Raw genomic sequence first — 13,618 nt, 5'->3', positions numbered from 1 at the left:
CGGAAAATTAGCTGACAAAAAATGTCCGACCCTCCACACGGGGAGCGGAAGAGCCGGAACCAAAATAATATTTGGCACTGACATTCATCGACACACTATTGAGTTCTCAAAGAACACACGCACACACATTCACTCCGAATCAACCGGAACTTCAGTGAGGCAACTTTTCCAGCTTAGCCCATTCGTTCACCCGACCAAAATCGGGCTCCCTGTCGAGCCAGTGTGATCGCCAGGCGCTCCTCGTCCTACCTCGTTTCCCGGTCCTTCCGCTCAGCGTCTCCGCCTTGCTTCTCGGCTCCGGGTCGGTGTCCGTGTCGCTCTGACCTGGAATAAGTTACGCGGCGTCGAACGCTTCGTCAAATCGCCTGTCCAGCGCGCGAATTCGCAGGTCAGAGGCGCGCGACCCGTGCGATTACGGCCTGAATGACACAAGTGTGATTCAGACCACGACAAGATCGATTCGCGCCTAGCCGGCGTTCCCCGATGCCCGGAGCAATTTGGCGCCGAGCCTTGCCAGGAGGTCTTTCATTTCGGTGGGTTCGACGACCTCGAAGTCCAGGTCCAAGTGCGCGATGCGAACGGCGGTCCATTCCAGTGAATCCGCGGAGGTGCGCAGGAGACAGGTCCGCTCGTCCAGCGGTTCGATCTCCTCCGCGCGCACGCGGAACGCCTCCACCAGGACGTCCGCGTGGGCATGGACCCGTAGGACCACGTGGCGAACCGGCCTCGAGCGCGCCAACTGGCTGGTCACGAAACTCGCCGCGTCCGCGGCGGGCAGGAGCCGGGGCGCGCAACGTGTGCCGATCGGCTGCGGTGACGACAACCGGTCCACGCGGAAGGTACGCCAATCTGCGCGGTCGACGTCCCAGGCCACCAGATACCAGCGCCGGCCTGCGGAGACGAGGCTGTGCGGTTCGGCGAGACGGCTGCTGTCCGCGTCGGTCTTGTCGCGATAGCGGAATCGGATCCGTTCGCTGTCGCGCGCGGCGGCGGCCAGGGTGACGAGCACCTCGGGATCGACCATCGGGCCGGCGGCCGGTCCGCCGAGCGACACGGTGGTGGCGTCTATCGCGTCGACGCGGCGGCGCAATCGGGACGGCAGGACTTGCTGCAGTTTCACCAGGGCGCGGGCCGCCGATTCCTCGATCCCGATGACCGCGCCCTGCGCCGCGCCACGCAGTCCGAGGGTGATCGCGACCGCCTCCTCGTCGTCGAGCAGCAGCGGTGGCAGCGCCGCGCCCGCTTCCAGGCGGTATCCTCCGAGAGCGCCGAGGCCGGCCACCACCGGATATTCCAGCTCGCGCAGACGCTCGACGTCGCGGCGCACCGTGCGCACCGTGACCCCGAGCCGCGCGGCGAGCTCCGGGCCGCTCCATTCGCGGCGGGTCTGCAACAGCGAGAGCAGCTGCAGCAAGCGCGCGGCGGTCTGGGTCACATGGCCCAGTATGGCCGCGAAGGAGGACAGATTCCGACCTCATCGACCCCTAACGTGACGGTCGTGCAAGCTCATCGAGACTCCATCACGATCGTCGGCGCGCGCGAGAACAACCTCCGCGACGTCTCACTGACGATCCCCAAAGGCAAGATCGTGGTCTTCACCGGCGTCTCCGGATCGGGCAAGTCGTCGCTCGTCTTCGGAACCGTCGCGGTCGAGTCGCAGCGGCAGCTCAATGAGACCTTCACCTGGTTCATCCGCAACCGCCTGCCCAAATACGAGCGGCCGGAGGCGGATGCGATCGACAATCTGGCGCCCGCCGTGGTCGTCGACCAGAAGCCGATCGGCGGCAACTCCCGGTCGACGGTGGGAACGATGACCGATATCCAGTCGATCATCCGCGTGCTGTTCTCCCGGCACAGCGTGCCGAGCGCGGGCGAGGCGACTCGCTACTCGTTCAACGATCCGCTGGGCATGTGCCCCGCGTGCGGCGGCCTGGGGCAGGTGGTGCGCCCGGATCTGGACAAGCTGCTCGATACCGGCAAGTCGCTCAACGAGGGCGCGATCACCTTCGGGCCGTTCGCGGTCGGAACGTTCCAGTGGCAGCTCTACGCCGAGTCCGGGCTTTTCGATCCCGACAAGCCGCTGCGGGACTTCGGTCCGGAGGAATGGCGATTGTTTCTGCACGGCAAGGGATTCCGGGTGCCGCGTAAGAACCGGAACGGCTCGGCGGGGAACAACGCTTATGAAGGTCTGCTGGAGCGGTTCGATCGCCTGTATATCAAGCGCGACCTCGCCGCGTTGTCGGACAAGAATCGGGAAGCCGCCCGCGCGGTGGTCACCGAGGAGGTCTGCCCGGACTGCGGGGGCGCCAGGCTCAATGCCGCCGCGCTGGCGAGCCGCATCGACGGGCTCGGCATCGCGGACTACGGCAGGCTGGAGGTCACCGACCTCATCGAGGTGCTCACAGGCCTGGTTGATCCGGTGGCTCGCCCGATCGCGCAGGCGGCCATCGCCCGGCTGCGCCGGATCGAGGAGGTCGGGCTCGGCTATCTGTCGCTCGATCGGGAGACCGCGACCCTGTCCGGCGGCGAGGCGCAGCGGCTGAAGGTCGTCCGGCATCTCGGCTCCAGCCTCACCGGCATGACCTACATCTTCGACGAGCCGAGCGTCGGCATGCATCCCCGCGATGTCGGACGTCTCAACTCACTGTTGCGGCGGCTGCGGGACAAGGGCAACACCGTGCTGGTGGTGGAGCATTCCCCCGATGTCATCGCCGTCGCCGACCATGTGGTCGACATGGGGCCCGGCGCCGGTTCGCACGGCGGACAGGTCGTGTTCCAGGGCACGGTCGATCAGCTGCGGGTCGCACGGACACCCACCGGTGCGGGATTGCGCCGCGCGCGGCGGGTGAAGGAAGAGGTCCGGCAGCCGACGGGTTGGCTCACCGTCGCCGATGCCGACGCCTACAACCTCAAGAACCTGACCGCCCGGTTCCCGACCGGCGTGCTCACGGCGGTGACCGGCGTGGCCGGGTCCGGCAAGAGCACGCTGGTGTCGGGGGCGTTCGTCACCGCGCACCCACAGGTCATCGCGGTGAACCAGTCCGCGATCGCCGCCTCGCGACGTTCCAGCCCCGCCACCTATCTCGGCATCATGGACCCGCTGCGTCAGCTCTTCGCCAAGCGACACGGCGTCCGACCGGGGTTGTTCAGTTTCAACTCGGACGGCGCCTGCGGCGAATGCGACGGTGCGGGAGTGATCTTCACCGACTTGGCATACATGGACCCGGTCACCACGGTCTGCCAGAGCTGTCACGGGCGCAGGTACCGGCCCGAAGCGCTCGCCTACGAGATCCGCGGCGCGTCGATCGCCGACGTCCTGGAGATGTCCGCTGAAGCGGCGCTCGATTTCTGGGCACCGGACGGGGACCGGCGCATCGGCACACCGTTGCGGGCACTGCTCGACGTCGGTCTCGGCTACCTCACTCTCGGCCGCGCGCTCTCCTCGCTGTCCGGCGGCGAGCGCCAGCGCGTCAAGTTGGCCGATCATCTCCAGCGGCGCGACGGCGCGGGGGTCTACGTGCTGGACGAGCCGACCACCGGGCTGCACATGTCCGACGTCGACACCCTGGTGGGGCTGCTGGACCGGCTGGTCGACGCGGGCAACACGGTGATCGTCGTCGAGCACGACCTGGACGTCGTCGCGCGCGCGGATTGGGTGATCGATCTCGGACCCGACGGCGGAAAGCACGGCGGCGAGATAGTTTTCGCCGGGACCCCGGCGGCCTTGCTGGCGGATCACCGGTCGCTGACGGCGGAGTACCTGCGGCGCAGTGTCACCGTTCGCGTATGACCGCCCGCAATCACCTGTCCCGCGGACGATGCCTGTGCCGAGATCCACCGATATCCGCAGGACGGCACACGGACGCATACCCCGGCGCATTATGAACCTATGACGACACGGGAGGTGGTTCGGGCGGGAGCTTTCGGACGGATCTACGACCCGAGCGCCGGTGAAACGGAACCGTGGTACATCAACGACCACACGATTGTTCGTGACTATGCCGGACGGTGGCATCTTTTCGGAATCACCCATCCCGAACCGGCGGACCCGTTCGACGAGACCGAGTTCGCCCACGCCGTCGCGGACCGGCTGCACGGGCCGTGGATCAAGCACGATTGCGCCCTGCGAGTGGACCGGGACTACGGCGAAACGCATCTGTGGGCGCCTTACGTGGTCGACGCCCATGGGCAGTACTACATGTTCTACGCGGCGGGTGGTGCCGACCGCACCGGCGCGGCGATGAACCTGGCGACCTCACCGGACCTGTTCCGCTGGACCAGATCGCCGGCGGGCCCCGTGTTCCACGACGGCTACGACGCGCGCGACCCCATGGTGGTGCGCGTGGGCGACCAGTGGGTGCTGTACTACTGCGCGACCAGCACCCCCGCGGGGGGTCATCACGTCGTCGCCTACCGCACCAGCACCGATCTCGTGCACTGGGGCGAGCGGCATATCGCCTACACGGACCCGGTCAAAGGCACCGAAGCGGGCAATACCGAATCCCCTTACGTCGTCCGGCATGATGGGTGGTGGTATCTGTTCATCGGTCCACGCCCGCGATATGTCGGCACCGATGTCTTCCGCAGCGACAGCCCTTTTCGCTTCCGCATCGGCGACAAGGTCGGCCACATCGCCGCGCACGCCGCCGAAGTGATCCACGACGACGGCCGGTGGTGGATCACCAGCGCGGGCTGGGGTCAGGGCGGGGTCCATCTGGCGCCGCTTCGCTTTCCGCAGTCGCGCGTCGTCAAAACGGTTCCGCGCTAGGCGGACCGGCGCGCGCGATTTCGGCGAAACGCGTCTGCGGCCCGGCCGCGGCTGGTATCTGTTGATCGAGTCGAACTCTCCGATCACCCCACCTACGGGAGGGACCGGCATGGCCCGTATCGGCGTTATCAGCATTTCCGATGGCCGCGACTATGTGCATGCGGGCATCGCCGATTTCATCGCCTCCAGCGAGGACCGGCTGGTGTCCGCGCTGAAGACGGCGGGCCACGACGTGGTCCGCGGCGCGGCGCCGGTCAGCGACAACGCGCTGGCGAGTTCGGTGGCGCGCACGGTCGCGGCGGCGGGCGTCGATCTGACCGTTCTGCACTATGCGGTGTGGGCGTTCCCGCACTTCACCATGCTCGCGGCGGGCGCGATACCGGGGCCGCTGCTGTTGCTGTCGAATATCGACCCGGTGCAACCGGGCATGGTGGGCATGCTCGCCGCGGGCGGCGCGTTGGATCAGATCGGGCGCAAGCACGGCAGACTATGGGGTGACCCGTCGGATCCCGAACTCGTCGAGGCCATCGGCGTGCGCGCGCGAGCCGCGGCGGCCGTATCGGGCTTGCGCGGTTCGACATTCGGGCGATTCGGTGGGCGGCCGATGGGCATGAACACCGCGGTCGCCAACACCGATCAGTGGCAGCGGCAGTTCGGCATCGACGTCGAGGAAATCGATCAGTGGGAGATCGTGCGGCGCGCCGAACTCGCCGACGCCGGCGAGGCGAGGGCCGCGCGGGAGTGGCTGGAGCGGCACACCGCGGGCGTGCACTACGACGGCGCGAAGCTCACTCCGCAGCTGCTGGAACGCCAGATCCGCTCCTATCTGGCGGTCCGCGAACTGATCGCCGAATGGCGGCTGGATTTCTCGGGGATCAAAGGACAGCCCGAACTCACCCAGTATTTCGCCACCATGGACGTCACCGAGGCGTTCCTCAACGATCCCTACGACTGGAACGGCCCGAAGGAACCGCACGTCTGCGCCACCGAAGCGGACATGGACGGCGCGCTGACCATGCAACTGCTCAAGCGGATCGCGGGCACCCCGGTGCTGTTCGCCGACGTCCGGCACTACCACGCCGATCGCGACATCTGGGATCTGTGCAATTCCGGCCAGCACGCCACCTGGTTCGCCGCGCGCAGCGCCGATCCCGCGGAGAACCTGGCAAAGGTGCATCTGTATCCGGAGGTGTTCTTCTTTCCCGCGGGCGGAGCCTCGGTGCACCATCTGGCCGCGCCGGGACAGATGACCTTGGCGCGGCTCACCCGTCTGGACGGCGCCTACCGCATGCAGCTGATGCTCGGCGAGTTCGAGCACTACGACCAGCAGACCAACGACACGCTGATGAAGCAGTCGACCTGGGAGTGGCCGCACGCGTTCGCCCGGCTGGACGCGCGCGCCGAGGACTTCCTGAACCGGTTCGGTGCCAACCACATCCACGCGGTGCCCGGCGACCACCGGGCCGCCGTGCGCGCGACGTGCGAGCTGCTCGACGTCACGGTGGACGAGTTCACGCGGTGACGATGGTGTTCCTCGGCATCGACATCGGGACCTCGAGTTCGAAGGGCGTGCTCACCGACGCCCGTGGCAGGATCGTCGCCAGAGCCGAGCGGGCGCACGAGGTGTCCATGCCGCGTCCCGGCTGGGTGGAGCACGACGCGGAGACGATCTGGTGGGCCGACTTCGTCGCGCTCGCCCGTGAGTTGGCGGCGGCGGCCGACGGCGCCGCGCTGGAGGGTCTCGCGGTATCCGGTATCGGCCCGTGCCTGCTGCCCGCCGACGCGCAGGGCAGGCCGTTGCGCCCGGCCATCCTCTACGGCGTCGACACCAGAGCCGGCGCCGAGATAGCGGAGCTGAACGCCGAATTCGGCGCGCGGGCCGTGCTCGACCGCGCCGGGTCACCGCTGACCAGCCAGGCGGTCGGCCCGAAGGCCCGATGGCTGGCCCGGCACGAGCCGGACATCGCGGCGCGCACCGCGATGCTGCTGATGGCGAGCTCTTTCCTGGTGTACCGGCTCACCGGCCGCTACGTTCTCGACCACCAATCGGCCAGTCAGTGCGTACCCCTGTACGACCTGCGCGCACGAGCGTGGGCCACGGATTGGGCGGAGCGGATCGTGCCGGGCTGGACGTTGCCGGAGCTGGCGTGGCCCACCGAGATCGTCGGCCGGGTGAGCGCGGACGCGGCGGCCGCCACGGGACTGCCTGCGGGACTGCCGGTCACCACCGGGACCATCGATGCCTGGGCCGAGGCGGCCAGCGTCGGCGTCCGCGCGCCGGGCGACGCGATGATCATGTACGGCACCACGATGTTCCTGGTGCAGGTGCTCACCGACCCGCGCCCGCATCCCGGTCTCTGGGGCACCTGCGGCACCTGGCCGGATACGTACACGCTCGCCGCGGGCATGGCCACCTCCGGCGCGGTGACCGATTGGCTGCGCAAGCTCGTGGGCGGAGAGTTCGCCGACCTGGTGGTGGCGGCGGCGGACGTGCCCGCGGGCAGCCGGGGGCTGCTCGTACTGCCGTATTTCGCCGGGGAGCGCACTCCATTGTTCGACCCGGACGCTCGCGGCGTCGTCGCGGGACTCACCCTGGGGCACGGACGGGCCGAGCTCTACCGCGCGGTTCTGGAGGGCATCGCGTACGGGGTACGGCACAACCTGGAGGCCATGACCGAAGCCGGCGGGCGGGCGGGGCGTCTGGTGGCGGTGGGCGGTGGCACCAAAGGCGGGCTGTGGACCCGGATCGTCTCCGATGTCACCGGGCTGCCGCAGCAGTTGCCCGCCGATACCGTCGGCGCGAGCCTGGGCGACGCTCTGCTCGCGGCCGAGGCGGCCGGGGTCGACACCTCGGGGTGGAATCCCGTCGTGGACACCGTGCGGCCGCACCTCGAGCACGTCGCGAAATACGCGGAGTACTACCGGCACTACCGAGATCTGTACGATCGCACGACGGATATCGCGCGTTTCCTCGCGGCCGAACAGCACCGTGCCGGCGCCTCTTCCTGATCGCGGATGTCCGTGCGGCGATGCAGAGTCGGTTCGCAGAACGATACGAGGATTTCATGCCCACGATCACTCCGACCCAGGACGATTTCGGCTCCGTCGTCGCCTCCCATCCGATCGTGCTCGTGGAGTGGTGGACCGGCTGGTGTGCGCAACTGGCCGCGGCGGGCGGGACGAAGAACGCGCGCCGAGCCGGGCTCGCGCCGACCGCGCCCCGATACGGGTGGCCGGGATCATGACCGCGCCGGGCGGTGAGCTGTGGCGGCTGGACGGCACGCGAACCCGGTCGGTCAGCGCCGAGAATCCGACGGGCGCGCCGGGCGCGGGCGCCCGGGCGACCGACGGCACCGGAGCGCATGCGGCGCGCCTGTTGGGCCCGGGCTGGAAGGTCTCGCCCTCCATCGCGCTCGCGCACGGTGAGACCGCCACGTTGGCCGATGTTTCCGGCCCCGGAGTGTTCCGGCATTTCTGGCTGACCACCGAACGTTCCGTCCTACGCGGGCTGACCCTGCGCATGGCCTGGGACGACGCACCAGCGCCCGCGATCGAGGCGCCCCTCGGCGACTTCTTCTGCAACGGCTGGGGCGAGACGGCCCTGCTCGGTTCCGAGATGGTGGTCGTCGCGCCCGCTGGTGGCTTGAACAGTTATTGGCCCATGCCGTTTCGGCACCGTGCGCGCATCACGCTGGAGAATCGTTGCGGCCGCGAAGTCCCGGTGTACTACCAGGCGACCTACACCGAAGAGGACGTGCCGGACGACGCGGGGTATCTGCACACACGATGGACACATACGACCGGCGTGGGGAATCCAGCCGTTCACACGATTCTCGACACGGTGCCGGGGCCCGGCCGTTACGTCGGCACCTACCTCGCCATCCGCCCGTGCGCACCGGGATGGTGGGGTGAGGGCGAAGTGAAGTTCTTTCTCGACGGGGACACCGACCACCCCACTATTTGCGGCACGGGTACCGAGGACTATTTCGGCGGCGCCTGGAATTTCGACCTCGACGGGACCTACCGGACGTATTCCACGCCCTATCTCGGGCTGCACCAGGTACTGCCGCCGGAGGAGATCTATCGCCCGGAGCAGCGGTTCGGCATGTACCGCTGGCATGTGCGCGATCCCATCTGTTACGAGCGGGAGCTGCGCGTCACCGTGCAGGCCCTGGGATGGCAGGACGCGGCGACCTATCTCCCGCTGGCGGACGCCGAGCTGGCGACCACAGCCTGGTGGTATCAGGCCTGATCGAGGTCGTCCGTATCCGGCGGAAAGTCCGATGTCAGCAGTTCGTCGGCGCGCGCCAGTGCTGCGTCCATGCCCGCGGTGAGATCGTCCATCGCGGTGAGGCCGTCCAGCAGTCCGGTGAGCTCGTCCTGCACGGCGCGCAGTTCCGCGATCGCCGGGTCGACCGGGAACCACGCGACCGAGTCGCGCCACCACGGATCCTCGGAGAGCCAAGCCCACAGCACGTCGCGCACCAGCACCGGGTCGGAGGTGTACATCTGGAAGGTCTCCGTCGCCGAACCGGCTCGGTGCTCGAGCTCGTAGACACCGTCGGGCAGCAACCGGGCCCGGATCTCATGCAGGTCGGCGCGGCCGAGTTCGAGCACGGCGTGCCCGGGTCCGGGCGGTTCGTCGAGCAGGTCGCCGAGCGCGTCCTCGGTGAGTTCCGGCAGTTGCGTCCCGTCTCCCGTGCGGATACGCACGTCGGTGGGGTCGATGCTCATCGCGCCAGTCTGCACCATGCGGTGGACGCGTACGCGATATGCGCCGGTGCGGGGCCGTCGGGGTGCAAGGTGTTCGTATGGGTGTGCTCGGAAGGTTCGCCGGATCCCGCGGTGGGTTCGTTTTCGGCAAGCGGCCGGCTTCGTGCGAGGCCGCCTTCCTCGGCCCGCGTCCGCCGCGCCGCGGCTGCCGTGGCGGCGATATCGGCCGAATTCGCCGGGGGTGGGCGGGATGACGACGGTCGCGGGAATCGACAGTTCCACCCAGTCGTGCAAGGTGGTTGTCTGCGACGCCGACAGCGGTGCGGTTCTCGGGCGCGCGCGGGCCCCGCACCCGGAGGGAACCGAGGTGGACCCGGCCGCGTGGTGGGACGCGCTGCGGGTGGCCGGTGCGGGATTACTCGACGACGTCGACGCGATCGCCGTCGCGGGGCAGCAGCACGGCTTGGTCGCGTTGGACGCCGCGGGCGTGCCGGTACGGGATGCGCTGTTGTGGAACGATATTCGCTCCGCAGACGCGGCGGAGGACCTGATCGAGGAATTCGGCGGGCGGCAGGCCTGCGCCGATGCGGTGGGCAGCGTGCCGGTGGCGGCCTTCACCGTCACCAAACTGCGCTGGCTGGCCGACCACGAGCCGGAACTCGCCGACCGCACCGCGCGCGTCGTGTTGCCGCACGACTATCTGACCTGGCGGCTACGCGGCGGCGGACCAGGCCGCATGCTCGAGCCGACCACCGACCGGGGCGATGCCTCCGGCACCGGGTATTGGTCGCCCGCCGGCGGCGGCTATCGCGAAGATCTGCTCGCCCTGGCCTTTCGTGGACGTCGTCCCGCCCTGCCCCAGGTACTCGGCCCGGCCCAGCCCGCCGGGCGCACACCGTCGGGCGCACTGGTGGCCGCCGGAACCGGGGACAATGCCGGGGCCGCGCTGGGCTTGGGCATCACGGAGGGCGACGTGGTGGTCTCCCTCGGCACCAGCGGGACGGTTTTCGCTCGTGCCGACCGGCCCGCCGCCGACGCGACCGGCGCGGTCGCCGGGTTCGCGGACGCCACCGGCGCGTTCCTGCCACTGGTCTGCACGCTGAACGCCGCCCGCGTGCTGACTTCGGCCGCCGATCTGCTCGGTGTGGACCTGCCCACGCTCGAATCGCTGGCCGCGCAGGAGCCGCCGGGCGCGGACGGCGTGGTCCTGCTGCCCTATCTCGCCGGTGAACGCACCCCCAACCTGCCGCGCGCCGCGGGCAGCTTGCACGGGTTGCGGCCGGAGGCGATGCGCCCGGGCACGGTGGCCCGCGCCGCCTTCGAGGGTCTGCTGTGCCATCTCGCCGACGCGCTCGACCACCTCACCGGCAGTGGCGTGACGCCGCGGCGCGTGCTGCTCATCGGCGGAGCCGCGCGCTCACCGTTGGTCGCGGAGACCGCCGCGCAGGTGTTCGGCGTCACGGTGACGATTCCGGAACCCGACGAGTACGTCGCGCTCGGCGCCGCCCGCCAAGCGGCCTGGGCCCAGGCGGGCACATCCCGGCCACCGTCCTGGCCGGGGCGCTCGGTCGCGGAGATTCCGGCCCCGACCGATGCCACGCTCGGACGAGAGATCCGTGCCCGATACCGGAGCGCACGCCAGGCACTGTACGGCTGACCACGGTCTTCGTTCCCGGCCGTGCGCCCAGCGCGTACGGGCCGGAATTCGCGGGCACCTCCTTCGCCACTTCCCGAGTCGCTGAATTTCGTCGCCGGGTGGCGCCTCGACGGCGTGCGGGGTTGGATCACCTCGTCGAAGAGAGGTGGACGAATGATCGATACTCAGGTGCGAAGGGCGGTGACGGCGGAACGGACGGAGCTCGCCGAACTCTTGGCCGGGCTGGATGCCGCGGGCTGGGACGCGCCGACGCTGTGCGCGGGCTGGCGGGTGCGCGAAGTGGTCGCGCACATCACCATGCCGTATCGCCTGTCGAGTGCACGCTTCACGCTGGGGATGCTCGCGGCGTTCGGGAATTTCAACCGCATGGCCGACCGCACCGCCCGGATGGACGCCGCCACGCTCAGCACCTCGGATCTGCTGAAATCGCTGTGGGACAATGTCGATCACCCGTGGCGGCCACCGGGCGGCGGACTGGCCCACGCGTTGAGCCACGACGTCATCCACGGGCTGGACATCACCGTGGCGCTCGGGCTCGATCGCCGGGTGCCCGAGGATCGGATGCGCTTGGTGCTGGACACGATCCAACCCAGGACCGTCAAACTGTTCGGCGCCAAACTCGGCGGTGTCGAATTGCGCGCCGACGACCTGGACTTCCGCTACGGCTCCGGCGCGGTGCTCTCGGGGAGCGCGCAGGACCTGCTGCTGGTCCTGTGCGGGCGTAAGCTGCCGCCAGGACACCTGACGGGCGAACCCGCCGAGCGGTTCACCGTGCCGGAATGAGCCGGGGCAGGCGCGCACTCACCGGTTCAGCGCTGAACTGCGCAGGTAGGCAGCCGTTTCGTCGTCGGCAGGAAAGTACGCCTCGACGGCGATGTCGTCGAGCGTGAGGTCGAAGGCCGCGCCGAACGTGGTGATCGTGCTGAAGAACGTCAGGTCCGCGTCCCGGTGGCGCAGCCGGATCGGCAACGTGATGTCCACCGGATCACTGTCCGCACCGCTCGAGGCGCCATAGGAGCGCAGTTCCTCGTGCAGCGCCGCCAACTGCGGATCCCCGGTCGCCATCACCTGTCGTGCCAGCCGGGGCAGCAGGAAAGCCCGGACCTGCTCGAGGTTACGCAGCCGCGGCGCGAAGCCGCCGGGGTGCAGTCCGAGCCGCATCATGTTGATCGGCGGTTCGAGCAGTGCCGGATCCACGCCGTCGAAGAACACGCCGACGCAGTCGTTGGCCTGCACGAGATTCCAGCGCTGGTCGACCGCCAGCGCGGGATACGGTTCGTGCAGATGCAGGACTCGCTGCACGGCCTCGCGGGCGCGCCGCAGGGCGGGATCGGTCCAGTCGCGGCGCCGGTACTCGGGCGCGTGGCCCCCGGCGATCAGCACGCGGTTGCGTTCACGGAGCGGAATGTCCAGCTGGTCGGCCAGATGCAGCACCATGGAGCGGCTGGGCATGGTGCGGCCGGTCTCGACGAAACTGACGTGCCGGGCGGAGACGTCCGCCCGGATGGCCAGATCCAGCTGACTCAGTTTGCGCCGGTGCCGCCACTCTCGCAGCAGCTCGCCGACCGGTCGGTCACCGTTCATCGGCCCAGTATCACGACGGGACGGTCACGCCCGCCATTACCTGGCATGTAATCGACACCCGAAATCGTCCGATGCCACCCTCGGCGGCATGACTGACGACAACACGGCATTTCGCAACAAAGAACTGGCCCTGCGGGGTTTCCGGGAATTCGCGGCCGGAAACATCGATGTTCTGCACACGCTGCTGCACGACGACTTCCTCGAGCACAGCCCCGGAAACCCGTCGGGCAAGGACGCGTTCATCGAGTTCATCGCACAGGCGCCCGTGGCCGGAGCGAAACTGGAGCTCGCGCGGGTGGTCGCCGACGACGAGTACGTGGTCATGCATTACCGCATGGTCATGCCGGACGACACAGAGCCTGATCAGGCGGTGGTCGACATCTGGCGCATGGTCGACGGGAAGATCGTGGAGCACTGGGACGTCATGCAACCGGTGCCCGAACCCGCGCAGATCCCGCACGGCATGTTCTGATCACTCGCCGGGGAGAATCCGACTACCCGACGTCGACCGAATTCCTCCTTGGAGCCGCCGATGCCGGTTCGGAACAGAGCTTTACGGCGCAGACCGGGTAATTGAGCGCGGCTGTTCCTGCCGGGATTCCTCCACCTGATGCGGTCGAGGCACCGGACCCGCCGGCGCCTCGACAGCATCTGTCGTCCCGATCCGCGCCGCCGGACCGACCGCTTCGGGGGGCGTCAATCCGCGGTGGGCTGATCCCGATACTGGTCGACGAGATGCTGGTAGAAGCTGGTCTCCGGCGATTCCGACGAGATGGCCCGCAGACCGACGGTGACGTTCCGGCCGACGACTGTCGAGTGTCCGTCCGCATCGATGCCGAGATCGGCTACCACCGCCGGTACCAGTTCGTCCAGCTCCTCATCGATCACATAGACGG

Annotated in this window: 13 protein-coding genes; 9 read left to right on the top strand and 4 right to left on the bottom strand. The window is 68.8% G+C overall.

Going from position 1 to position 13,618, the window contains the following annotated elements:
- Positions 1-466 precede the first annotated feature (466 nt).
- On the bottom strand, positions 467-1,435 hold the full coding sequence (locus GVY64_RS08640) for a helix-turn-helix transcriptional regulator (protein ID WP_159840045.1): 969 nt from the start codon (positions 1,433-1,435) through the stop codon (positions 467-469).
- Positions 1,436-1,498: 63 nt separating this feature from the next.
- Between GVY64_RS08640 and GVY64_RS08635 the strand changes: the two genes are divergently transcribed.
- The 6 genes from GVY64_RS08635 to GVY64_RS08610 all read left to right on the top strand — a co-directional run bounded on the left by GVY64_RS08635 (position 1,499) and on the right by GVY64_RS08610 (position 9,020).
- Positions 1,499-3,790 (top strand): excinuclease ABC subunit UvrA, encoded by a 2,292-nt coding sequence (locus GVY64_RS08635; RefSeq protein ID WP_236566699.1) that lies wholly within the window; start codon positions 1,499-1,501, stop codon positions 3,788-3,790.
- Between the two features lie 99 nt (positions 3,791-3,889).
- A complete protein-coding gene (locus GVY64_RS08630) occupies positions 3,890-4,768 on the top strand; it encodes a glycosyl hydrolase family 32 (protein ID WP_159840043.1) in 879 nt (292 codons plus the stop codon).
- A 109-nt stretch (positions 4,769-4,877) separates the two neighbouring features.
- Positions 4,878-6,290, top strand: a complete 1,413-nt coding sequence (locus GVY64_RS08625) for an L-fucose/L-arabinose isomerase family protein (protein WP_159840042.1) — start codon at positions 4,878-4,880, stop codon at positions 6,288-6,290.
- Positions 6,291-6,292: 2 nt separating this feature from the next.
- Positions 6,293-7,777, top strand: a complete 1,485-nt coding sequence (locus tag GVY64_RS08620) for an FGGY-family carbohydrate kinase (RefSeq protein WP_159840084.1) — start codon at positions 6,293-6,295, stop codon at positions 7,775-7,777.
- Positions 7,778-7,833: 56 nt separating this feature from the next.
- Positions 7,834-8,013: a hypothetical protein gene (locus GVY64_RS08615; protein ID WP_159840041.1), complete on the top strand. Its 180-nt coding sequence runs from the start codon at positions 7,834-7,836 to the stop codon at positions 8,011-8,013.
- The gene (locus tag GVY64_RS08610) at positions 8,010-9,020 is read left to right on the top strand and encodes a glycoside hydrolase family 172 protein (RefSeq protein WP_159840040.1); all 1,011 of its coding nucleotides are present in this window, start codon (positions 8,010-8,012) and stop codon (positions 9,018-9,020) included. The genes GVY64_RS08615 and GVY64_RS08610 overlap by 4 nt, the downstream gene beginning before the upstream one ends.
- Here GVY64_RS08610 and GVY64_RS08605 read toward each other — a convergent pair.
- On the bottom strand, positions 9,011-9,502 hold the full coding sequence (locus tag GVY64_RS08605) for a hypothetical protein (protein ID WP_159840039.1): 492 nt from the start codon (positions 9,500-9,502) through the stop codon (positions 9,011-9,013). The genes GVY64_RS08610 and GVY64_RS08605 overlap by 10 nt on opposite strands.
- A gap of 229 nt (positions 9,503-9,731) precedes the next feature.
- Between GVY64_RS08605 and xylB the strand changes: the two genes are divergently transcribed.
- Positions 9,732-11,138 carry a xylulokinase gene (xylB, locus tag GVY64_RS08600; RefSeq protein WP_159840038.1) on the top strand — a complete coding sequence of 469 codons (1,407 nt, stop codon included), beginning with the start codon at positions 9,732-9,734 and terminating at the stop codon, positions 11,136-11,138.
- Positions 11,139-11,291: 153 nt separating this feature from the next.
- The gene (locus GVY64_RS08595) at positions 11,292-11,921 is read left to right on the top strand and encodes a maleylpyruvate isomerase family mycothiol-dependent enzyme (RefSeq protein WP_159840037.1); all 630 of its coding nucleotides are present in this window, start codon (positions 11,292-11,294) and stop codon (positions 11,919-11,921) included.
- Between the two features lie 18 nt (positions 11,922-11,939).
- On the opposite strand, the gene GVY64_RS08590 is transcribed toward GVY64_RS08595, so the two are convergent.
- Entirely contained in the window at positions 11,940-12,722 is a 783-nt protein-coding gene (locus GVY64_RS08590) for a helix-turn-helix domain-containing protein (RefSeq protein WP_159840036.1), read from the bottom strand.
- 88 nt (positions 12,723-12,810) lie between these two features.
- On the opposite strand from GVY64_RS08590, the gene GVY64_RS08585 reads away from it, so the two are divergent.
- Positions 12,811-13,194, top strand: a complete 384-nt coding sequence (locus GVY64_RS08585) for a nuclear transport factor 2 family protein (RefSeq protein WP_159840035.1) — start codon at positions 12,811-12,813, stop codon at positions 13,192-13,194.
- 224 nt (positions 13,195-13,418) lie between these two features.
- On the opposite strand, the gene GVY64_RS08580 is transcribed toward GVY64_RS08585, so the two are convergent.
- A complete protein-coding gene (locus GVY64_RS08580) occupies positions 13,419-13,610 on the bottom strand; it encodes a hypothetical protein (protein ID WP_159840034.1) in 192 nt (63 codons plus the stop codon).
- Between the last annotated feature and the right edge of the window lie 8 nt (positions 13,611-13,618).

The organism is Nocardia sp. CY41, from assembly GCF_009829325.1.
In the GTDB taxonomy this organism is placed as follows: Bacteria; Actinomycetota; Actinomycetes; order Mycobacteriales; family Mycobacteriaceae; genus Nocardia.
Note: the sequence above shows the minus strand (reverse complement) of the source record. Positions and strands in the feature narration are given on the sequence as shown.